Source organism: Micromonospora sp. DT229 (assembly GCF_049844505.1).
Lineage (GTDB): Bacteria > Actinomycetota > Actinomycetes > Mycobacteriales > Micromonosporaceae > Micromonospora.
Window position 1 is genome coordinate 70766 of record NZ_JBNCLD010000015.1, and the last position, 21253, is coordinate 92018.

19 protein-coding genes are annotated in these 21253 nt (G+C 70.5%); 3 read left to right on the top strand and 16 right to left on the bottom strand.

The window, feature by feature from the left end; all coding sequences use genetic code 11:
* Nucleotides 1-18 precede the first annotated feature (18 nt).
* The 4 genes from ACLQ2T_RS21675 to ACLQ2T_RS21690 all read right to left on the bottom strand — a co-directional run bounded on the left by ACLQ2T_RS21675 (nucleotide 19) and on the right by ACLQ2T_RS21690 (nucleotide 5347).
* Complete coding sequence (locus tag ACLQ2T_RS21675; protein WP_425768179.1) at nucleotides 19-2544, bottom strand: FtsX-like permease family protein; 2526 nt, start codon at nucleotides 2542-2544, stop codon at nucleotides 19-21.
* A gap of 3 nt (nucleotides 2545-2547) precedes the next feature.
* On the bottom strand, nucleotides 2548-3321 hold the full coding sequence (locus ACLQ2T_RS21680) for an ABC transporter ATP-binding protein (RefSeq protein ID WP_425768180.1): 774 nt from the start codon (nucleotides 3319-3321) through the stop codon (nucleotides 2548-2550).
* A 110-nt stretch (nucleotides 3322-3431) separates the two neighbouring features.
* Complete coding sequence (locus ACLQ2T_RS21685) at nucleotides 3432-4091, bottom strand: response regulator (protein WP_425768181.1); 660 nt, start codon at nucleotides 4089-4091, stop codon at nucleotides 3432-3434.
* On the bottom strand, nucleotides 4079-5347 hold the full coding sequence (locus ACLQ2T_RS21690) for a sensor histidine kinase (RefSeq protein ID WP_425768182.1): 1269 nt from the start codon (nucleotides 5345-5347) through the stop codon (nucleotides 4079-4081). Before ACLQ2T_RS21690 ends, ACLQ2T_RS21685 begins: the two co-directional genes overlap by 13 nt.
* 167 nt (nucleotides 5348-5514) lie before the next feature.
* Between ACLQ2T_RS21690 and ACLQ2T_RS21695 the strand changes: the two genes are divergently transcribed.
* Nucleotides 5515-5721 carry a hypothetical protein gene (locus tag ACLQ2T_RS21695; protein WP_425768183.1) on the top strand — a complete coding sequence of 69 codons (207 nt, stop codon included), beginning with the start codon at nucleotides 5515-5517 and terminating at the stop codon, nucleotides 5719-5721.
* A 287-nt stretch (nucleotides 5722-6008) separates the two neighbouring features.
* On the opposite strand, the gene ACLQ2T_RS21700 is transcribed toward ACLQ2T_RS21695, so the two are convergent.
* Nucleotides 6009-6941: a hypothetical protein gene (locus tag ACLQ2T_RS21700; RefSeq protein ID WP_425768184.1), complete on the bottom strand. Its 933-nt coding sequence runs from the start codon at nucleotides 6939-6941 to the stop codon at nucleotides 6009-6011.
* 293 nt (nucleotides 6942-7234) lie between these two features.
* Between ACLQ2T_RS21700 and ACLQ2T_RS21705 the strand changes: the two genes are divergently transcribed.
* Entirely contained in the window at nucleotides 7235-7942 is a 708-nt protein-coding gene (locus ACLQ2T_RS21705) for a DUF4386 domain-containing protein (RefSeq protein WP_425768185.1), read from the top strand.
* A 57-nt stretch (nucleotides 7943-7999) separates the two neighbouring features.
* Here ACLQ2T_RS21705 and ACLQ2T_RS21710 read toward each other — a convergent pair whose 3' ends face one another.
* Nucleotides 8000-8395: a BlaI/MecI/CopY family transcriptional regulator gene (locus tag ACLQ2T_RS21710; RefSeq protein WP_425768186.1), complete on the bottom strand. Its 396-nt coding sequence runs from the start codon at nucleotides 8393-8395 to the stop codon at nucleotides 8000-8002.
* Nucleotides 8396-8685: 290 nt separating this feature from the next.
* On the opposite strand from ACLQ2T_RS21710, the gene ACLQ2T_RS21715 reads away from it, so the two are divergent.
* Complete coding sequence (locus ACLQ2T_RS21715) at nucleotides 8686-10104, top strand: MBL fold metallo-hydrolase (RefSeq protein WP_425768187.1); 1419 nt, start codon at nucleotides 8686-8688, stop codon at nucleotides 10102-10104.
* 175 nt (nucleotides 10105-10279) lie between these two features.
* Here the strand turns inward: ACLQ2T_RS21715 and ACLQ2T_RS21720 are convergent, their stop codons facing one another.
* From ACLQ2T_RS21720 to ACLQ2T_RS21765, 10 genes are all read right to left on the bottom strand, one after another.
* Complete coding sequence (locus tag ACLQ2T_RS21720) at nucleotides 10280-11497, bottom strand: cellulose binding domain-containing protein (RefSeq protein ID WP_425768188.1); 1218 nt, start codon at nucleotides 11495-11497, stop codon at nucleotides 10280-10282.
* 194 nt (nucleotides 11498-11691) lie between these two features.
* Nucleotides 11692-12702, bottom strand: a complete 1011-nt coding sequence (locus ACLQ2T_RS21725) for a PaaX family transcriptional regulator C-terminal domain-containing protein (protein ID WP_425768189.1) — start codon at nucleotides 12700-12702, stop codon at nucleotides 11692-11694.
* 131 nt (nucleotides 12703-12833) lie between these two features.
* On the bottom strand, nucleotides 12834-14228 hold the full coding sequence (locus ACLQ2T_RS21730; protein WP_425768190.1) for a DEAD/DEAH box helicase: 1395 nt from the start codon (nucleotides 14226-14228) through the stop codon (nucleotides 12834-12836).
* A gap of 176 nt (nucleotides 14229-14404) precedes the next feature.
* Complete coding sequence (locus ACLQ2T_RS21735; protein ID WP_327025246.1) at nucleotides 14405-14623, bottom strand: hypothetical protein; 219 nt, start codon at nucleotides 14621-14623, stop codon at nucleotides 14405-14407.
* Nucleotides 14624-14770: 147 nt separating this feature from the next.
* The gene (locus tag ACLQ2T_RS21740) at nucleotides 14771-15871 is read right to left on the bottom strand and encodes an endonuclease/exonuclease/phosphatase family protein (RefSeq protein WP_425768191.1); all 1101 of its coding nucleotides are present in this window, start codon (nucleotides 15869-15871) and stop codon (nucleotides 14771-14773) included.
* Nucleotides 15868-16905, bottom strand: coding sequence for a glycosyltransferase family 2 protein (locus tag ACLQ2T_RS21745; protein ID WP_425768192.1), 1038 nt, complete (start codon nucleotides 16903-16905; stop codon nucleotides 15868-15870). The genes ACLQ2T_RS21740 and ACLQ2T_RS21745 overlap by 4 nt, the downstream gene beginning before the upstream one ends.
* The gene (locus ACLQ2T_RS21750; protein WP_425768193.1) at nucleotides 16902-17915 is read right to left on the bottom strand and encodes a glycosyltransferase family 2 protein; all 1014 of its coding nucleotides are present in this window, start codon (nucleotides 17913-17915) and stop codon (nucleotides 16902-16904) included. The genes ACLQ2T_RS21745 and ACLQ2T_RS21750 overlap by 4 nt, the downstream gene beginning before the upstream one ends.
* Nucleotides 17912-18880 carry a UbiA prenyltransferase family protein gene (locus tag ACLQ2T_RS21755; RefSeq protein WP_425768194.1) on the bottom strand — a complete coding sequence of 323 codons (969 nt, stop codon included), beginning with the start codon at nucleotides 18878-18880 and terminating at the stop codon, nucleotides 17912-17914. Before ACLQ2T_RS21755 ends, ACLQ2T_RS21750 begins: the two co-directional genes overlap by 4 nt.
* 11 nt (nucleotides 18881-18891) lie before the next feature.
* Nucleotides 18892-19911 carry an NAD-dependent epimerase/dehydratase family protein gene (locus ACLQ2T_RS21760; RefSeq protein ID WP_425768195.1) on the bottom strand — a complete coding sequence of 340 codons (1020 nt, stop codon included), beginning with the start codon at nucleotides 19909-19911 and terminating at the stop codon, nucleotides 18892-18894.
* Nucleotides 19905-21215 (bottom strand): aspartate aminotransferase family protein, encoded by a 1311-nt coding sequence (locus ACLQ2T_RS21765; protein WP_425768238.1) that lies wholly within the window; start codon nucleotides 21213-21215, stop codon nucleotides 19905-19907. The genes ACLQ2T_RS21760 and ACLQ2T_RS21765 overlap by 7 nt, the downstream gene beginning before the upstream one ends.
* Nucleotides 21216-21253: the final 38 nt, after the last annotated feature.

Genomic DNA, 21253 nt, shown 5'->3' on the forward strand with positions numbered 1-21253 from the left:
ACGAAACGGATTCCGGGTTCATTCCTTGATCCCGATGCTGTTGACCGGCGGAGTGCGCAGCAGCGCGCCGATGGGCAGGACAGTGGTGGTCAACGCCAGCAGGGCGGTGCCGCCGATGATGGCCAGCCCGCCGGCCAGCGGGACGTAGGGCACCGGCTGCCCGGTCAGGGTGCGGACCACCGAGGTCAGGGTGACCACGGCGATGGTGCCGCCGATGAGCAGTGCGGTACCGAGCAGGCCGACCTGTTCGGCGTGCACCATCCGCTTGACCTGGCGTCTGGTCACCCCGACCAGCCGCAGCAGGGCCAGTTCGCGACCCCGGGCCAGGGCGGCCATGACCATGGTGTTGGCGGCGGCCAGCGCGGCGTAGCCGACCATCACCCCGATGAGCATCTTGTTCAGCCAGGCGCTGACCGCCAGGTCCTGCGCCAGCTGACCGTTGATGGTGCCGGTGTCGATCAGCCCGCTGCCCGGATGACGATCGACCAGGTCGGCGAGGGGGACCGCATCCCCCTCGGTGCGGATCAGCACCTGGTCGTCGAGGTCGGTGGCGGTGTGCCCGGCGATGATCTCCCGGTTCACTGTGACGTCGGCGAAGCCGAGCCCTCGCTCGTAGAGGGCCACCACCCGCAACCTCACCGGGGTGCCGTCGCCCAGCCACATCGCCACCTCGTCGCCGACCTTCGCCCCCTGGGCGGAGGCCTGGAGGGTGGACAGGGCCACGGTGGCGCCGTGCAGGTCGGCCAGCCGGCCCTCGGTGACCTTGAGGTCCAGGGTCTGCTCGATCCCGGCGGGGTCGATGCCCTGCGCGCTGGCCTCCTGCGTCTCACCCATCACCCGGGTGAGCACCGAGGTACGTCGGATCGGGGTCGCGGCGAGGACTCCGGGCATCGCGCGGGCGTCGGTCACGGCGGTCCGGGCCAGCCCTACCGGCGAGACCAGCGCGTGTTGGGCGAGCATTCCGGCGCGGCTCTGGACCAGGGTCTGCTGTTGCAGGTTGTCCTGGAGGAACCAGATCGAGCCGCCGAAGCCCACCGACAGCACCAGGGCGGTCAGCACGGTCACCATGCCCTGGGCGTTCGCCCGCAGGTTCGCCGCGGCCAGGTATCCGCTGTCCCGCCAGACGGTCCGCAGCACCGGGCGCAGGGCCTGTGCGGCGTACCGGTTGATCCAGGGCGCCAGCAGGGCGGCGGCCAGGACGAGGACGTACAGCATGCCGAGCGCCGCCCCGAGGGCGGCCGGGCCCCGGGCGGCCGTGGTGACCATAGTGAGCGAGATCCCGGCGGCCAGGGTCACCAGCCCGACGATCAGCCGGGTCCGGCTGTTGCGGGCCGGCTCCACGGCGACCTCGCCGAGGGCCTCGGTGGGGCGGATGCGTACGGTGCGCCGGGCGGCGATCAGGGCCGCCGTCACCGCCACCAGCATGATCGTCACGGTCACCGCCAGGGCGGAGAGCAGACCGCCGCTGAGCGGGAAGCCCTCGGGAATGAAGCCCCGGGCGATCAACTGCCGGTGCACCCAGCCGGTCGCGAACAGTCCGGCCGGTATGCCCAACCCGACCGCTACGAGGCTCAGTTGCAGGACCTCGGCGACGATCATCACCCGGATCTGGCCGGGGGTCGCCGCGACGGCCCGCAACAGGGCCAGGTCACGGCGGCGGTGGCGGACCGCCAGCCCGACCGTGCCGGCCACGACGAACATGACCAGCCCGGCGACGTACCCGCCGAAGACCGCACCCACCTGCACCAGCAGATTGCTGGCCGCCAGCGCCTCGGACTGGGCCAACCGCCCGCGCTCGGCACCGGTGAACACCCGCGCCCCGGCCTCGGTGGAGAGCCGCCGTACCTCGGTCAGCACGGCGGAGGTGTCCGCGCCGGAGGCCACCACGATCCCGATCGCCCCGGCCCGACCCGGGTGCGGGCTCAGCGCGGCGGCGTGCGCGTCGGTGAAGAAGACGGCGGCGGGCCAGTCGCCGTCCACGGCGCGTTCCACCACCGCACTGACGGTGTACTTGCGCACCTCGCCCTGCGCGAGCACCGGAATCCGGTCGCCGGGGCGCACCTCGGTCTCGGCGGCCTTGGCCAGCCGCAGGTCGACGGCCATCTCGTCGGCTGCGGTCGGCGGGCGGCCGTCGACGATCCGGTAGGGGGTCAGGGCGGCGCTGCTCCACCCGTGGGCGGCCGTACTCTGTGGCGCCACGGTCGGTACGACCGCCCGCATCGTGTGGTCGACGGCGACGATCGTGACTCCGGGTACCTGCCGGAGCTGGTCGGCCAGGGTGACCGGCACCGTCCCGCCTTCGGGCAACGGCACCCTGGTCGTGGTGGTCGTCCCGTCGAGCTCCCGACCGGTGATGGTGATGTCGTGGTTCGCTACGACGATGTCGGCGGCGGCGTACCGCTGGGGGGTGGGGGTGTAGCGCAGTCCGGACTCGACAAGCAGCCCCACCGACATCAGGATCATGACCCCGCAGGCCAGGGCGACCAGGGTGGCCACCGCGCTTCCGATCCGGTGCCGCAGCATCCGGACAGCCAGGCTCAGCATGGCTCAGCTCCCCTGCGCGACGAGCTGACGGCGTCCGAGCAGCGCCAACTGCTCGGCGATCCGCTCCGGACCCGGCTGCGGCATGTCGTGCACGATCCGGCCGTCCGCCAGGACCATCACCCGGTCGGCGTACGAGGCGGCCACCGGATCGTGGGTCACCATGATCACCGTCTGCCGGCTCTGGTCCACCACGGACCGCAGCAGGGCCAGCACCTCCGAGGCGGTCTGGGTGTCCAGGGCGCCCGTCGGTTCGTCACAGAAGATCACCTCGGGGCGCATCGCCAGGGCTCGGGCGATCGCCACCCGCTGCTGCTGCCCACCGGACAACTCGGCCGGACGATGGTGCAACCGATCGACGAGCCCGACCCGGTCGAGGACCTGCCCGAGCCAGGCGGGGTCGGGACGGGCACCGGACAACCGCAGGGGCAGGTGGATGTTCTCCTCCACGGTCAACGCCCCGATCAGGTTGAAGGCCTGGAAGACGAAACCGATCCGGCTGCGGCGCAGCTTGGTCAGCTTCGTCTCGGACAGCCGGGACAGTTCCTGGTCACCGATCCACACCTGACCGGTGGTGGGTCGGTCCAGACCGGCGGCGGTCTGCAACAGGGTGCTCTTGCCGGAGCCCGAGGGACCCATCACCGCGGTGAAGGTGCCGCGGTGGAACTCCGCGTCGATGCCGGCCAGGGCGGTGACCGCCTGGGGTCCGGTGCCGTAGGTGCGGGTGAGTTGTCCGACGCGGACCGCCGGCTCGGCGGGTCGTCCAGCAATGGCGGACATGAATATCGGCCTCTCCGTGAGCTCGGCAAATCGAGTGCACGGAAAAGCTATGGCGATACGGCGTCACGGACGATCTAGCGTACGGGCCAACCGGGGTACAGCAGGCTGTACTAAACGCGGCCCTGGGTGTCCTTGAGGTACCGCAGGACCGCGGTGACCCGACGGTCGGCCGAGTCGTCCGGGGCCAGGCCGAGCTTGGCGAAGATGCTGCGGATGTGCTTGTGCACGGCCCCTTCGGTGACGAACAGCCGTTCCGCGATCGCGGTGTTGCCCAGCCCTTCGGCCATCAACGCGAGCACCTCCCGTTCCCGAGCGCTCAGCAGGCTCAGGGTGCTGTCCGGGCGGCTGCGGGCGAACAGTTGGCCGACCACCTCGGGGTCGATCGCCGTACCGCCCTCGGCGACCCGGTGCAGTGCGCCGAGGAACTCCTCGACCCGGCCCACCCGTTCCTTGAGCAGGTAGCCCAGCCGTACCGCGCCGGCGGCCAGCAGGTCGGTGGCGAAGGCCTGTTCGACGTACGCCGAGAGGACCAGCACCGCCAGGTCGGGGTGCCGACGCCGGGCCTCGACCGCGGCCACGATCCCCTCGTCGGTGTGGGTGGGCGGCATCCGCACGTCGACGATCGCCACATCCGGCCGATGAGTGTCCACCGCGGACAGGAAGGTGGTCGGGGAGTCCGTGGTGGCCACCACGTCGAGGCCCTCGGCCCGCAGCAGCAGGGCCAGCCCCTCGCGCAGCAGGGCGTCGTCCTCGGCGATCACGATCCGCACGTCAACTCCACGAGTATCGTCGTCGGCCCACCGGGTGGGCTGGTCAGGGTGAACCGGCCGTCATGGGCCTCGACCCGCCGCCGGATGCCACCGATGCCGGAGCCGTGGCGCTCGTCGGCGCCGCCCCGACCGTCGTCCGTGATCGACAGGTACAGCCGGTCGGCCTCGCGTCGGACGGTGACGGCCGCCGTACCGGCACCGCTGTGCCGGGCGACGTTGGTCAGCGCCTCCGCCACCACGAAGTAGGCCGTGGCCTCGACGGACGCGGCACACCGGCCCGGTACCTCGACCTGCACGGTGCAGGGCACCCCGCAGCCGGCGGCCAGCCCGTGCAGGGCACCGGCCAGCCCTCGGTCGTCCAGCACCGGCGGCAGGATTCCCCGCACCACCGTACGCAGTTCCGCCAGCGCCGACTCGGCCGCGTCCTGGGCCCGGTCCAGCACCTGCGCCGCCTGCTCCGGGTCACGGGCCAGCGCCCGCCGGGCGGCGCCGAGCAGCACGGTGACCGCGACCAGCCGGTTCTGCGCCCCGTCGTGCAGGGAGCGTTCGATGCGGCGCAACTCCACCGCGTGGGCGTCCAGGGCCGCCGCCCGGGTGGCGGTCAGCTCGGCGATCCGCAGGGAGGCGTCGACGTCGGGAGGCGGGGCCAGCAGCCGTCGTCCCGGCAGCGCCTGGAGGCGGGCCATTCGCGGGCCGAGCGCCACGGCCACGGCGAGCCAGCCGACCCCGATCAGGGCGACCACCAGGGCGTCGGGCAGCCCGTCGATGCGCCAGGTGATCAGACCCGGGCCACCCGCCTCCGGGGGCAGCAACCAGAAGTAGAGCGGGAACAGCAGGTTCTGCACGGCCGACAGCGGCAGGGACAACCCGAGCACACCCAGGGCGAGACCGAGCGTGCCGTGGATGGCCACGAACCCGCACTCCCGCCGCACCCAGGGATCGCGCAGGGCCTGCCGCAGGCCGGTGGGCACCGGTGGCGGCTCGGGCAGCCGGAACCCCCATCGGGACAGCCGGGCCCGTTCCCGCCGCGCGGCCGACCGTACCGCCTTCAAGGCCGACGGGATCACCGGCAGGCCGATGCCGACCAGGCAGGCCAGTGCCACCACGGACAGCAGTAGCAGCGCGGCGAACGCCAGGATCGCCGTACCGAGGCCGCCGACCAGGTGTTCCAGGGCGTCCACGGAGATCCGTACCCGCTCGCGCAGATACCGCCGCACCCCGCGTTCGCGGCCTCCGCCGGTGTCTGCGTCCGCCATGTGCACCTCCCCGGCACAGACCATAGGTGACCGAGGTCGGAGCCGGCTCACGGCGGGGCGAAAGGTACAGCCTGCTGTACCCGGCTCGGGCGGCTGACTGGATCGTCGGCAACCCTCCGCAGCCCTAGCGTTGTCCTCATCGCCGACCACACAACCAGGGAGCAACAATGGCCGACCACATCGCCCCCGTCGAGATCACCACGCGCAGCCTGTTCCGCCCGGTGCTCTGGCTGGTGCTGATCATCAGCGCGGTCATCAACGCCAGCATGTCGATCGCCGACGCGAACGTCTTCGTCGGCGCCGGGTTCGGACTGGTCACCCTGACCTGCGCGGTGCTGCTGGTGGTGCACCACTACCGCAATCGTCGGGACTGACCTCGGCGGCGAGGTCCTCGGTGCGGCCGGGACCTCGCCGCCGGTCACCGTGGGGCCGGGGAGCTGGGCAGCATGGAAGATGCCGCCGGCAAGGCGCCACCGCGACGATGGAGTGGACAACCCGCCGGCCCGAAGGAGCCCGATGTCCATCCACGACGTACGGGTCGAGGTCATGGAGCCGGTCGAGTTCGCGCGTAACTGTTCGCCGCCCTGCGGCCCCGAGGGGCCGGGTCCGACCGCGTTCGCCGACGCGGTCGGACCGGGCTCGGACGGTCGCAGGTCGCAGATCAGCGGTACGGCATCATCGGGAACCAGCCGAACCCGAACATCGCCGGGACCCGCAGATCCCAGTAGACGACGGTGAAAACCCCCAGCATGAGCATCAACCCTCCGGTCACCATGATGCTGCGGGAGGGGTCGGAGGCCCACTCCAGGAAGCGTCCCCGGGTGACGAGCACGATGAGGGCGAACAGCAGGGCCACGATCAGGATGTTGCCCAGGGACTGAAGGACGAAGGCCATGGCGCCGTTCAGCGGGTTCCCGGTGTCCACGGCCCAGTGGAACAGCTTGTTGAACAGCGGGTACGGCCGGCCGATGAGGAAGCCGCCGATGAGGGCACCGATGGTGACCACCCGGGCCACCGGACGACGGGCGAACACGTCCGGCAGGAAGCCGAGGGCGGCCAGGCCCAGGTAGGCCAAGGCCAGCCCGATGAGGCCGAACACGACGGACGACTGGATGATCCGGACCGGCATCTCGCCGACCGTCTCGGTCGACAGTTGCGGCAGCCGGTCACCGAGCATCACCCCGATCGCGCCGTACAGCGCGGAGACCGTCACCATGCCGACCGTCATCCAGCCCACCGGGCGCAGGAGGGCGGCGATGGTGTGCCGGGCCCGCCCGGTGCGTTCCGTACTGGCCTGGGTCAGCGGGCCGACCGAGGCCATCATGGCGATGTTGCAGGCGGTGAAGGTGCCGGCCAGCCCGGACACGAAGGCGAACAGCAGGCCGGCGGCCGTCCCGGCGATGGGGGTGGTCTTCGCGTCGTGGCCCAGCGCCGCGTTGGCCACGGTGTCGCCGATGACCGAGTCGACAAGTTCGAACGACCACACCACAGCCAGCAGGATGCCCCCGAGGGTGGCGATGAGTGCCGCCCGTACCGGTGGCCGGGATCTCGGTGGGTCTATTAGCGCTTTGTTGCGGCTGTCAAGGTGGGCCATGTCGATAGTCCTTCCTTCGTGCTCTTTTTGCGGTGGCGCGCTCCGGTCGTCACCGTGCTCGCGCAGACAGCATCGAAGGTTCGCTCTCCGAACACGTCTCGTATCGTGCGGACTTCGGCCCTGAACAGCGACAACGGTCGCCGTTCGGTAGCACTGTGCGGCTTTCGAGAGAACTGTCGTCCTTCCATCTGGCCCAGGATCGCCCGAGTGGCGGATTCGCCGTCGCGCCGATCCGCCCGAAGGTTGCGGTATGACCACCGTCTATTGAGTGGCCGCACCGAAGAGGAGCGCCGATGGACGCACTGAGAAAGACCTCACTGGCTGCGGGCGGGTGCTACGTGCTCACCTTCGTCTCGATTCCGACCGTCGCGCTCTACGGGGCGGTGCGCGACGCGGATTACCTCCTCGGCACCACCTCCGAGACCTCGGTCCTCGTCGGCGGTGTCCTCGAGGTGATCGTCGCCCTGGCCTGCATCGGCACCGCCGTCGTGCTGTATCCGGTGGTGAAGCGGCAGGGCGAGACCCGGGCGCTGGGCTTCGTCAGCGTCCGGATCCTCGAAGCCGCCTGCATCTTCATCGGCGTCGCGAGTCTGCTGACGGTCGTGGCACTTCGGCGGCAAGGAGTCGGAGCGGAGGCCGTGGTCACCGGCCAGATGCTGGTCGCCTTCTACGACTCGGTCTTCCTGGTCAGCCAGAGCCTCATTCCGGCCGCGAACGCGTTGTTGCTGGGCTCGCTGTTGTATCAGGCACGCCTCGTGCCGCGGGTTCTTCCGGTGCTCGGTCTCGTCGGCGCGCCCCTGCTCATCGTCTCGGACCTGTGCGTGCTGTTCGGCCTCTGGGACCGGCTGTCCCCGGTCACGGCGATCGGGGCCCTGCCCATCGCCGTCTGGGAGTTCTCGCTGGGTGTCTATCTGATCGTCCGGGGCTTCCGGCCGTCTGCGATCACGGCGGGAATCCTGGCCGCCGGCCCGCCTGCCCGGGACACTCAGCCCGTGATATAGCTCAAGCAGGGGCCAGGGCCGCCACCAGGGTCGCCCAGGCCAGCAGGACCAGGCTGGTCACGAACCCGGCCTCCCACGCTGATCCAGCAATTCGCGCAGCGCCGCCGCCTCCTCGGGACGCATGGCGTCCACGAACCGGGCCAGCGCAGCGTGCTGGTCGGCGGCCGAGGTGAGGGCCTCGGCCATGAGCTGCCCGACATGCTCCTCCCGGCTGGCCCTCGGGCGGTAGCGGTAGGCCCGGCCGGCTAGGTCGCGGTCTGCCCAGCCCTTGCGGTGCAGGTTGTCCAGCACGGTCATCACGGTGGTGTAGGCGAGGTTGCGGTCCGCCATCGCGTCGACCATCTGCCGTACGGTCAGCGGCTCGGCCGCCGCCCACAGCGCGTCCATCACCGCGGCTTCCAATGGACCGAGTGGACGGTCGATGCCCGGGTCCTTCCGTCGATCTCGGCTCACCAGTCGACCGTACCGTCGGCGGCGAGCAGCTTCGACCCGGACAGCACCGCGGTTACCACCAGCAGCGGGGTCTTCCCGGAGCCTCCACGGGAAGGCTTCATCGGCGCCTCCTCCAGCCCTGTCGAAGGCTACTAACAGCCGTAGTACTAAGCAGCATAGTACTAGAGCGGCTAGTAGTGACATCCCTGGGCGCGTGCCGGTGGCGGGGGCGGGTAGTCAACTGGTGCGCAGAGATCTGTCTGCGCACCACATCCCCTTGGGCGTACCCGGCATGGGAAGGGAGAGCGGTAATGGCAGTAGAGGTGTTCGTGATCCCGACATCCTCACTCGGCGACCGCAGCTACCTGGCCTCGGACGGGCGACAGGCGGTCGTGGTCGACCCCCAGCGTGATATCGACCGGGTGCTGTATCTGGCCGGCGAGAAGGGGGTGCGGATCACCCATGTGCTGGAGACCCACATCCACAACGACTATGTCTCCGGCGGTCTGGAACTGGCCCGGATGACCGGGGCGCAGTACCTGGTCGCCGCGGCCGACGAGGTCGACTTCGGGCATACCCCGGTCGCCGACGGCGAGGTGGTGCCGGTCTCGGACCAGCTGCGGCTGCGGGTGGTCGCCACCCCGGGTCACACCTTCCACCACCTGTCGTACGTCCTGGACGAGGCCGCCGGTGGTGACTGGCGGCCGGTGGGGGTCTTCACCGGCGGATCGCTGCTGTTCGGCACGACCGGACGCACCGACCTGCTCGGCAAGCAGTACGCCCACGACCTTGCCCACCAGCAGTACGCCTCGGCGCAGCGACTGGCCGACCTGCTGCCGGACGGGGTGCAGGTGTGGCCGACCCACGGCTTCGGCAGCTTCTGCTCGGCCAGCCAGGCCGACGCACCGGAATCGACAATCGGCCGGGAGAAGCAGGTGAACCCGGTGTTGCGCCTGGCTGCGGAGGAGTTCCTCGACCAGACCCTCGCCGGCCTCGACGCCTACCCGGCGTACTACGCCCACATGGGCGTGGCGAACCTCGCCGGACCGGCCCCGGTGGACCTCACTGCGGTGAACCGGGCGGACGCCGCTGCGCTGCGCGAGCGGATCGCCGCCGGTCAGTGGGTCGTGGATCTGCGCAACCGCAAGGCTTACGCCGCCTCCCATCTGGCCGGGACGGTCAGTCTCGGGCTCGACGGCCCGATGTCGACCTGGCTTGGCTGGCTGATCGACTGGGGTGTGCCGATCACCCTGCTCGCCGAGACCCCGGAGCAGATCGCCGACGCCCAGCGGGAACTGGTCCGCATCGGCATCGACCGGCCGGCCGCGCAGGCCACCGGCGAGGCCGAGCAGTGGGCGGCCGAGCCCGGGCAGCTCCGCGAACTGCGGATGGCCGACTTTCCGGCTCTCGCCGCCGCCCGCAAGGGGAGACTGCCGGCCGGCCTGGCCGCCCCGGACGTGGTCCTCGACGTGCGGATGACCAACGAGTGGCGCGGCGGCCACGTCGACGGGGCCGTGCACATCCCGTTACCGGACCTGCCCGAGCGGCTCGCCGACGTGCCCGCCGGCACCGTCTGGGTGCACTGTGGCTCCGGCTACCGCGCCACCGCCGCAGCGTCGCTGCTGGCCAACGCGGGCCGCGAGGTCGTCGTCATCGACGACAGGTTCGACCGGGCCGAGGCGGCGGGCCTTGCCATGGTCGCGCCGACGACGCCGACCGGCGGTCGGTGACCGAAAGAGGCATGCCGGGATCGGATGTCTCGTTCCGGCTGCCCGCCTGCCTGCCGCGTGGTCAATCAACCAGCGGCGTCCCAACCTGAGTCCGGCCTCGTGGCGCGGAACACGCTCGAACGGGCCGGTGCCGTGGCATCGGCCCGTTCGAGGCCCTGGTTGGTTACCGGTGCCCTCAGCTACCGCTACAGACGGCGGCGGTTCCGCTACCGTTTCCGGTGCCCTGGAAACCGAAACTGGTGGTCTGACCGGCGCCCAGCTGTCCGTTGTAGTGCTCGTTCGTCACGGTGATGATGCCGCTGGTGCCGGTGGACACGCCGTTCCAGATGTTGCTGACCGACACGCCGCTCGGCAGGTTCAGGGTGACTGTCCAGCCGTTGAGGGCGGTGCTTCCCGCGGTGACGTTGACGTTGGCGACGAAGCCGCCGTTCCACTGGTCCTGCACGGTGTAGACCGCCGTGCAGCCGCTTCCGCCGGGCGGCGGGCTGGCGGGTGGTGGGCTGGCGGGTGGTGGCGTGGTAGGCGGGGGAGTGGTGGGGGGCGGATCTCCCTCGAGCGTCAGGTTCTTCTGCTGGACGTTCCACTGGCTGCCGCACAGGCCGCAGTTGGGGCCGACGAAGTTGGCCCCGGCGGCGGTGTCGCCCTTCAGCCGCCACTTGAAGTAGAGCGTCGCCACCCGACCGAACTCACCGCCGTTGGGCTGGTCGTAGGTGGCACCGTGCCCGACGTTCAGGTTGCCCATGAAGGCGGGCAGCCCGGCCGGCAGCTTGCTCCAGTCGTCCATGGCGTTGGGGTAGGCGATGTCGCTGGGCCCGCCGACGAAGTAGGCGATCGGCTTGGTCAACCGCCTGAGCTGGTAGTCGTCGGCGTCGTTGAGCAGGCCGCTGTTGAAGATGCCGGTCGTGGTGACCCGGGGATCGTTGGAGACGGCGTACGCCTCCAACCCTCCGCAGGAGAAGCCCGCCACCGCGATCTTGGTGGTGTCCAGCCGGTTGTAGTACTTGCTGCCCGGCCGGGAGTTCTCCGCCACGGCCCAGTCGATGGTCTGGGTCAGCATCTGGGCGTTGGTGGAGCCGCCGCCGTTCGGCGCCCCGTTGGCCACGGCGAGGAAGCCGTGGGAGGCGATCTCACGCAGGAAGTTGGCCTGCGAGAGGCCGTTGCCCGAACAGGCCCCGTTGCCCCAGGCGAGGATGGGCAGCCGCTCGGACGGGAGGTTCTGCGGCCGGTAGATGGTGTGGTTGGCCAGGCTGGGGGAGGTCTCGTAGTCGGCCGGGTAGGGGCCGGAGCCGCCGACCGCGGCACTGGCCGGAGCCACGCTGATCGCCATGATCACAGAGGTCACCGGGACGACGAGGGCGGCGAGTCCCGCGTAGACCTTCGTTCTCCTTTTCATGCACCCTCCAGGGGGATGTCACTGGTGGCACTCCCTGCGGTGGCGGTGGCCGCTGTCCATCCGTGCCCTGACCGAGGTCGGCACCGGCCAACGAGTCGAATCGGTGTGGCTGCCCTGACCGCCCGGCTGCGGTCCCCACAGGCGACTCAAGGGAGCGGTGTGTGCAGTAACTATTACCAGAGCAACGAAAAGTGTCAATGTGCGGAACGATTCGGTTCGACCTGCGAGAGCTGGCCGCCCGGCTCTGCGCGGACCGGTTCCGGCCGTGTCGGGTCACTGGATGCCTGGAAGTAGGTGATCCACGAAGCGGCGTCCGGCCAGTACGGGGTGACCACCTCGACGAGGCGGGCCTGCGCCAGCGCGCCGAGCGCGGTGTGAATGTCCAGGAAGGTGTCTCTGGCCTGCTGACGCGGCCACGGTTGCGGAAGCAGATGCTGCGGCAGATCCGGATCGGAGTCCGCGAACCTGCGCCAGGAGTTCATCGCGGAGGTGCGGGCCACCAGGGCCCTGACCGGGTTCACCTCTCCGCTGCGGGCGGCCCTGCGCAGCTCGGCGTACTGCTGGATGAACCGGGAGTACCCGGCAGCCAGAGCGGTCAGGTCGTACGCGCCGGCCGGTCCGTGCGGCCCGGCCTCCTCGTCGAACCGGACGTGCATGACCGACCATCGGGCATCCTTGACGTGTTGCAGCAACTCCGCCAACGCCCTGCGCACCGGTGCGGCGTCGGAGCCCGGCCGGATCCACACGCTGTCGTACAGGCCCACGAAGCGCAGCGCGCTCAACGACCTGCGTACGGTGTGCCGCAAGGCCTGACCGGAGCGCGGAATCGAGAAGGACACCATCACCCAGGCGCCGGTCCACTGTGGGGGACAGGCCCCGAAGTTCAGGAAGTGCTGCATCCGTGCGCGATGCTTGGCGATCGCCTGCGGCGTCAGGTGGTAGACCGGCGGCCGGGCGTCCCCACGCCCGGCGATCAGACCGCGCTTGACCAGTCGCGACAGCGCGGCCCGGGCGCTGGACTCGCTGACTCCGAACTCCCGCAGCATCGCGATGACCGCGGTCGACGGCAACTCGGCTTCCGAGGAGTCGAGGTACTCGCCGAGCAGGGTCGCCAGCAGGTGTTGCGGGCTGGACCCGACCTGGGCCCGGGGTAATCGGACGTGATCGGCGGATTCTTCGGCGTACACCTCATCAGGGTGCCGCACCGGGTCGGCCACCGTGGCCTCAGGCGGTCGTCCGACCGGCGCGGGCCTCTGCCACCGCACCACCCGACGCCGGGCCAGGCCCGATGATCAAGCCTCTGGACCTGGCCGGAGAGGGGTGGTGCCCGCGGTGATCAGCGTCCGCTGCGGCGGGCGCTGGGCCGGGCCCGGGCGGAGAAGGCAGCCACCCCGCCGCGCGCCGGTGCGGATCGCGTCGACGTCGCCGCTGCCGTGGCCGGCTTGCCGCCGCCGCGTCGGCCCCGGCCGCCGTTGGTGGACGGCGCCTCGTGCCGAAGCTCGGCCGTGGGAACCACCGGCCGGGGGGTGAGGGTCCGTTCCCCCGGAGCGAGTTCCCGCAGCAGGGCGTCACCCGGGCGCAACCGGGTGGTGGTCGCCTTGATGCCGGCCTTGCGGGTCAACTCCCGCACCTCGGGCACCTGCCCGTCGGTCATCAGGGTGACGACCGTCCCGGCGGCGCCGGCCCGGGCGGTACGGCCCGAGCGGTGCAGGTACGCCTTGTGTTCCACCGGCGGATCGGCGTGCACGACCAGGGCCACGTCGTCGACGTGGATGCCCCGGGCGGCGATGTCGGTGGCGACCAGGGTGTGCACCTGCCCGTCGGAGAAGGCCTGAAGATTGCGGGTACGCGCACCCTGGGCCAGGTTGCCGTGCAGTTCGACCGCGGTCACCCCGGCCGCCACCAGTCGGCGGGCGAGGGTCTTCGCGCCCCGCTTGGTACGGGTGAAGACCACCGTACGGCCCGGAGCGGCGGTCAACTCGACGAGCACCTCGAACCGGTCCTCGGCGTTCACGTGCAGCACGTGGTGCGCCATCGCGGTGACCGGCGACAGCGTCGAGTCGACACTGTGCGTGGCCGGATCGACCATGAACCGCCGCACCAGGACATCGACGCCGGCGTCCAGGGTCGCGGAGAACAGCAGGCGCTGCCCGCTGCGGGGGGTCTGCTCCAGCAGCCGCCGTACCGTGGGCAGGAAGCCGAGGTCGGCCATGTGGTCGGCCTCGTCCAACACGGTGATCTCGACGGCGTCGAGGTGGGCGTTGCCGGTCCCGACATGGTCGGCCAGGCGGCCCGGGCAGGCCACCAGGACGTCCACCCCGGCCCGGAGCCCGGCGATCTGGGGCCGCGCGGCGACTCCGCCGAAGACGGTCATCGTGCGCAGCGACAGGGCCTGGGCCAGGGGCGCCATCACGCTGTCGATCTGGTTGGCCAGCTCACGGGTGGGCACCAGGATCAGTGCCCGGGGACGCCCGGCCCGCCGTGGTGTCGGGTTGGCGGCCAGGCGGCTCAACACCGCCAGGACGAAGGCGTAGGTCTTTCCCGAACCGGTACGTCCCCGGCCCAGCACGTCCCGCCCGGCCAGGGCGTCCGGCAGGGTCGCGGCCTGGATGGGGAACGGCCGGTCCACGCCGCTCGCGGCCAGTACGCGGGTCAGCGCGTCGGGCACGCCGAGGTCGGCGAAGGTGGGCGAGTCAGATGAGGTGTTCTGGTGTGGGCGGCGTGCCGCCATGAAGGCTCCGAACGTCGAAGGGACGTCCCGCCCGGCGCTGACCGTACGGCCGCGGCGCGTGGCGTGGGACATCGAACCCGGCCGCTATGGTGGGCCGGCCGTGCTGCCAGTCTACTCGAAGCCGCCGCAGGGGCCTCCTGGCCGCCGGGAAGCGGCCAGGAGTAACCCGGTACCGCTCAGGGGGAGACCACCTGCCAGCGGCTCTGCTCGTCCATCCAGGCGCGGGCCAGGATCTCCGCCGACTGCCGCCCGGGGCACTGGTGGATCTTCGACCGGCCGGCTTCGCCGCCGGCTCGGGCCTCCACCTCCCATGACTGACCGTCAGTGCGGATGTACACATCGCGACGTCCGCGCACGGTGCGGTTACCGTTCCACCAGTGACGCTCGGTTTTCACCCCTCGACCGTATAGCAGAACTTCCGATGATGGAATGTTGACGATCTTGGTGAGGGGCGGGTGTGCGGTGCCGAAGTGCATCAGGGGCATCCGGCAGTGAATTCCCTGATCAGAGGGTGACCGATGGGGCACGGTGCGTGTCCTCGGTTACGACAGGGAGACCCGCAACTCCTGAGGTCGGTGGTCGGAGGCCCCGCCCGCCGTACCGAAGCGGTAGTCGTGCACCCGCACCTGCGGTGAGACGAAGGCCCAGTCCAACCGCCACCAGTGCGGCCACTCGGGACGATAGGCCCAACTGGCCGGATATGGCGACGACATGGCGTACTTGGCGTCCCGCAGGCCCTCGGGCACCTTCCGTAGGTCACCCATCGCCGGGGTGGTGTTCAGGTCACCGGCGAGCAGCACCGGGTGGGGGTTGGCGCGGACGTCACGGGCCAGCGCCCGCCACTGCGGCTCCCGTTGGGCGCGTTGCTCCCGCATGATCCGGTAGAAGTCGCCGTCGAACGGGCCATGCTCGGGGGAGAGCTGCACCGGCAGGTGCACGTTGTACGCCGACAGCACCCGCCCCGCGCCGAGGTCCAGATCGGTACGCAGGGCCTTGTAACGCCACTCGTCGCCGGCCTCGGCCACCGCCGCGGGCAGGTCGGGCGCCTCCACCGGCACCTGCCGCAGCACCGGCACCCGGGAAAGGGTGACCAGTTCACCGAGGACCACCACCTGGTGTTCGGGGAATTCGGCCCGCAGTCGGGCGAGGGTCTCCTCCGTCGGGTGGCCCTGCTCGTACCAGTACTCCTGCAACAGGTAGACGTCGGCGTCGGCCTCGCGCAGCACCCGGTACAGCGCCTCGGTCTCCCCCCACTCGTCCCAGTAGCCGGTGTTCCAGGAGAAGATCCGCAGGGCGTCCGGCGGAGCGGCACCGTCGCCGCCCTGCCACCACCGGAGGTTCACCCCGCTGAGCCCCGCCCCGAGCAGCAGCCCGGCGGCGGCCAGCAGCGCCACCGCCCGGCGGTGTCGGCGCACGGTCGCGCCGAGGCCCAGCACCAGGGGCACCAGGAGGAAGGCCAGTGGTGGCACGGTGTCCACCGCCAACCAGAGCCAGGAACGCCCGCTGATCATCCGGTGCGCGAGGGTGAAGACCAGCCAGAGCGCCGCGGCGCCGACCAGGACCCGCCCCGCCCACCGCCGCCGGGGCGGGTGGGGGGACGGGGCCTGGTCGGCGCGGGTCTCGGCGGGAGCCGCTGTGGTCACGCCGACTTCCACTGGCGGTTACCGTCGATCGGGAACGAGGCGTCGTACAGTTCGCGGAAGGGCCGGGACAGCAGCCACTGCACGGCGCCGCTGGCCACCCCGGCCGTGATCGTCACGTTGGCCATGAACTGCAACACGACGAAGCCGAGCAGGAACAGCGGCCCCTGCCGGCGCAGGACGAAGCGGTACATCCCGGCGTCGCAGACCAGGGAGGCGCCGAACAGCAGGGCCGGCAGCAGGGCCCACCAGGGATCCAGCAGCAGGGGCGCGGCCAGGGCCGGCAGGCTGAGGAAGGCGACCAGGGAGCCCCAGGCGCGGGAGGCCGTCTCGAAGCCCTTGCCGAAGCGTCGGGCCCGTGCGTACAGCGGGATGCGCAACCGTCCCCGGTGGAACAGCTTGCGCAGCAGTCCCCGCAGCTCGTGGTCGTGGTCGTGCCGTCCGCGTACCTCGGAGGTCAGCCGCATCCGGTGCCGACGGGTCAGCCGGTAGCCGTAGTCGACCTCCTCGGTCTGCCGTAGCGCGGGGTTGAACGGCCCGATCTCGTCGTACACGGAGCGCCGGATCATGCACACGGCGGGGAAGAGGAACGACACGTCACCCTCTGAACTGATCGACCAGTAGTGATACTGGAGGCCACGGTAGCGGGAGACGATGGTGTCGTGCAGCAGCGGCTCGGGGTCCTGGATTCCGCAGACCGCACCGACGGTCGGTTCCGCCCGCATGATGCTCACCGCGGTCGCGATCGCCTCCGGAGCCAGCGCCAGGTCGGAGTCGACGTAGCAGATCAGCTCGCCGCTGGTGTGGGCGGCGCCGACGTTGCGGGCGGTGCCGCAGCCGCCGTTGGTGCCCGTGCTGAGCACGCGGACACCGAGGGCCTCGGCCACCGCGACGGACTGGTCGGTACTGCAGTCGTCGACCATCAGCAACTCGATGTTCGGGTAGGTCTGGTCGAGGATGGACCGCAGGCAGAGATCCAGGGACTCGGCGTAGTTGTAGTTCGGCACAATCACCGAGACCAGCGGAAACGCGTTCATCGGGTGGCGACCTCCGGACGATCGTAGAGCCGGCGGAAGCGGGGTGAGGACAACCAGGCGATCACGCCGGAGGCCGCAGCGACCGCGATGACCAGATTAAGGAAGAAGTGCATCGCTACGAAGTAGCAGAGGAAAATCCATCCGCGCTCGGCCAGGACGAACCGGTGCATCGGCAGGTCACCGGCGACGAAGGCGGCGAACGCGGCCAGCGGCACCAGCAGGAACGCCGGGCCGAACAGCACCGGCAGCACCAGGGTGAGGACGGCCAGCGGGGCGGCGATGCTGACCCAGGCGCGGGGGCCGCTGCGCAGCCCGCCGGGGAACTCCGGCTTGCGGGCGTACATCGGGATGTGCAGTGCCGTGCGGGTGAAGACCTTGCGGACCAGCACCCCGAGTTCGTGGTCGTGGTCGTGCACACCGCGCACCCGGGGCGAGAGCAGGATTCCGTAGCGCTCCGCCAGCCGCAGGCCGTAGTCGGCGTTCTCGGTCTCCCGCAACCGGGGGTTGAAGGGGCCGATCTCCTCGAACACCCGGGTCGGGATGGCCAGCAGGGCCGTGTAGAGGGTGCTGATGCGGCCCTCGTCGGCGATCAGCCAGTAGGACTGCTGGAGGCAGCGGTACTCCTCCAGAAGGCTGTCCCGGATCAGCGGGACCGGGTCGTAGTTGCCGCAGACCGCCCCGATGGTCGGGTCCTCGGTGAGCAGCTCGACCGCGTTGGCGACCGAGTCGGGACGGGCGGCCACATCGGAGTCGATGAAGAACAGGATCTCGCCGGTGGCCACCGCGGCGCCGAGGTTGCGGGCCGCGGCGGGCCCGCTGTTGCTAGGCGTACGCACGACCCGGGCCCCGTGGGCCTCGGCGACCGCCACCGAGTCGTCGGTGCTGCAGTCGTCCACCACGATGATCTCCAACTGCGGGTATGTCTGGGCCCGCAGGGAGTCGAGGCACAGGTGCAGTGCGCGGGCGTAGTTGTAGTTCGGCACGATGACCGACACCAGAGGAGGGCTCATCTTTCCGTCCAGGTCAGCAGGTGTGGATAGCGGGCGTTGATCTGTGCTACAGCGAGAACGACCCCGACCAGCACGGCGCAGCCGACGATCGTCCGATCGCGCAGCAGGATCCGGATCGGATCGCCGCCGGTGCGCAGCACGAGCACCGCCTGCAGGTACCGGAAGGCGGCCAGCACCCCGAGGGGTACGACGAGCGCCAGCACGGCCGGCGGGTAGGCGTCGATCGGTGTGTCGAGGTGCAGGTACAGCAGGAAGGAGACGCCGGCCAGGGTGGTGGTCAGGCCGAGCAGGTGGTCGGCGAGCAGCAGGTTGTAGCCGTCCAGGGCGGGCCGGTGCCCGGCGCCCAGGACCGCCAGTTCGTGTCGGCGTTTGCCGAGGATGAGTACCAGGCAGCCGCTGAACACCGCGGTCAGCAGCAGGCTGGACGGCGGCGTCTCGACCGCGGCGTAGCCCTGTAGCACCCGCAGCACGAAGCCGGTGGCGACCACACAGACGTCCAGCAGCGGCTGGTGTTTGAGCCATCTGCTGTAGGCGGCGCTCAGGAGCAGATAGACGACCAGGGGCCACCAGGCCATCGGGGGAGCGGTGACGGCCAGCGTGATCAGTCCGGCGGCGAGCAGGCCCGCGTACCCCCAGGCCACCGGGACCGGGACGTGCCCGGCGGCGATCGGCCGGTGCCGCTTCTCGGGGTGTGCCCCGTCCCGGTGTCGGTCGGCGATGTCGTTGACGACGTAGATGACCGAGGAGGCGAGGGTGAACGCGGCCACCGCCCACACGCACCGCCACAGCGCCGTGACCGTCCAGACCGGGGTGTCGATCAGGGCGAGCGGCACGGCGAACAGGTTCTTGACGACATGACCCGGCCGGGCCAGGGCGAGCAGGTGGCGGGGCAGTGGGGGAAGGCGGGTGTCACGGTTGGCGGCGATCGGGGCGACCGGCTCCACGACGGTATCGGCGGCTGTCATCGTGGCCCCCGTCAGAAGAAGATCCTGGTGGCGGCGAGGAGGCCCTGCCGCCAGGGATCGCGGCTGGTCCGGCCCTCATCCCTGGGCTGGTCACGGTGCCGCTCGGCCCGCCACCACTCGTAGGTGCGCAGAATGGCGTCCTGGTTGGACAGCTTCGGATGGAAACCCAGCCGCTGCCGGGCCTTGTCGATGCTGACGTACGAGTCGGCCATCAGCTTGTGCAGCAGCCGACCGTAGACCGGTGACAGGCGGCTGCGTTCCAGCAGGCTGAGGGTGAGCAGGGCCGGCCGCGCGGGCAGGGAGACCACCCGTCGGCCGTGACCGGCGGCGTCCAGGACGGCCTGGAAGTCCTCCCGGAGGGTGCCGAACCGTTCGGCCGCGAGGTTGTACGTGTCGTTGGCCAGGTCGTCGTCGGCGGTGAGCACGGTGAGCACCGCCTCCACCAGGTCCTCCACGGCGAACATCTGGATCCGCACGTCGCCACGGCCGAGGACCGGGAAGTTGCGCCCCTCCTCGGCCCACTCGAAGAGCATGGCGAACAAGCCCATCCGCCCGGGGCCGAGGAAGGTCTTGGGGCGTAACACCGCCACCGGCAGGCCCTCGGCCCGGTGCCGCTCGGCTATCTCCTCGGCGGCGGCCTTCGCCGCGGAGTAGGCGTCGACCGGCATCCGGGGATACTCCTCCGGGGTGGGCACCTGCTTGGGCAGCCCGTAGACGGCGGTCGAGGAGATGTGCAGCACCCGCCCCACCTCGGCCCGACGGGCGGCCTCGAAGACGGTGCTGGTCCCGTCGACGATGATCGACCGGATCTGGTCGGCCGGGTAGCTGGGCAGGGCCGCGGCGCAGTGGATCACCGCGGTGGCTCCGGTGAAGGCGCGGGTCAGCAGCTCGGGATCGCGGATGTCCCCGACGTGGCTGACCGTGGGCTCGGTCCGTAGGTCGACGCCGTGGACCTGGTGGCCGTCGGCGATCAGACGTTCGGCCAGTCGGGAGCCGAGCATGCCGGCCGCGCCGGTGATCGCGATCACCACAGCGAACCCACCTTCTGCGCGACGAACCGGGTGACCAGTCGGGTCAACCCCTGGCCGAGCACCTCGTCCAGGGCCTCCACCGCGCGCTGGGCGTCGGCCGGCTCGGTGACCAGGGAGGGGCCGATGATCAGGGGGTTCAGCCCATTGAGGGTGTAGTAGGTGAAGATGTCGTGGTCCCGGTAGAGCGCGTTGATGACCGCGCAGGTCACCAGCTTGGCCTTGAACCGGGGGTCGCGGGCCATGCCCGCCGGGGCCAGCCGGGACACCAGGTCGAGGATCTTGGGACCACCGTCGATGTGTACGCCCCAGAGCGCCCCGGCGCCCGCCACCCGGCCCACCGCCTCCGGGTGTTCCTTGGCCAGCCGGTGCAGGGCCGGTTCCAGGACCCGCTCCAGTGCGCGGGCCCGTGCCGGGTAGTCGTCCTCCACCACGATGTTGATCGCCTCGAGGGCGGTGACGCACTCCTCGCCCATGCCGTAGTAGGTGGTGCTGGTGCTCTGGAGCAGGGCGTCCGTCAGGTTGTCGTACGCCTTGCGGAACACCGGTTTGCGGGCCACGAAGGCCGATATGGACGATTTGCCGCCGCCGAACGATTTGCTGGTGGTGAGCACGTCCGGGATCAGACCGGGATAGCGCATGAAATAGAACAAGCTGCCCGTCTTGCCCCAGCCGGTGTAGATCTCATCGAAGATGAGCACGATGTCGTGTCGGTCGCACAGTTCGCGTACCCCGCGAAGGAAATCCTCGTCGCACCACTGAATGGTCGAGGCGCTGAAGGGTTCGACGATCAGGGCATAGACATCGCCGGCGTGCTGCTCGATAGTCGACCGAACAGATTCCAGATCGCCGTAGCTATATGTGGCGATTCCCGGAATTGTCGGGAAGTTGAAGTGCGGCTGACCGGTGAGTCCGCCGGAGCCGAGCAACTTTCCGTGGAAGGCGCAGTCTGCCCGAAGGATGGTACCCCGGTGGCCGCCGTGGTATTTGTAGGCTAGCTTCACGGCGCCTTCCACCGCCTCGGCCCCGGAGTTCGGCAGGAACGACATGGAGAGGTCGCCGGGCAGCAGCTGCGCCAGATTGTGACCGAGCGCGGCCAGGTAGGGGGAAAAGTACGTCTTGTGCACCTCCATCCGGCGACGCTCGGCGAACCGCTGTCGGGCCGCCAGGATCCGTGGATGGTTGTGGCCGTGGTTGAGCACCCCCACTCCGCCAGTGAGGTCAAGGATGCGCCGGCCGTCACCTAAGGTCAGGTAGGCACCCTCGGCGCTGTCCACCAAATCCCGGCCGAACCCGAACGACGTCATCAGATTGACCTGGCTGGCGTTCACGTACTGCCGATAGA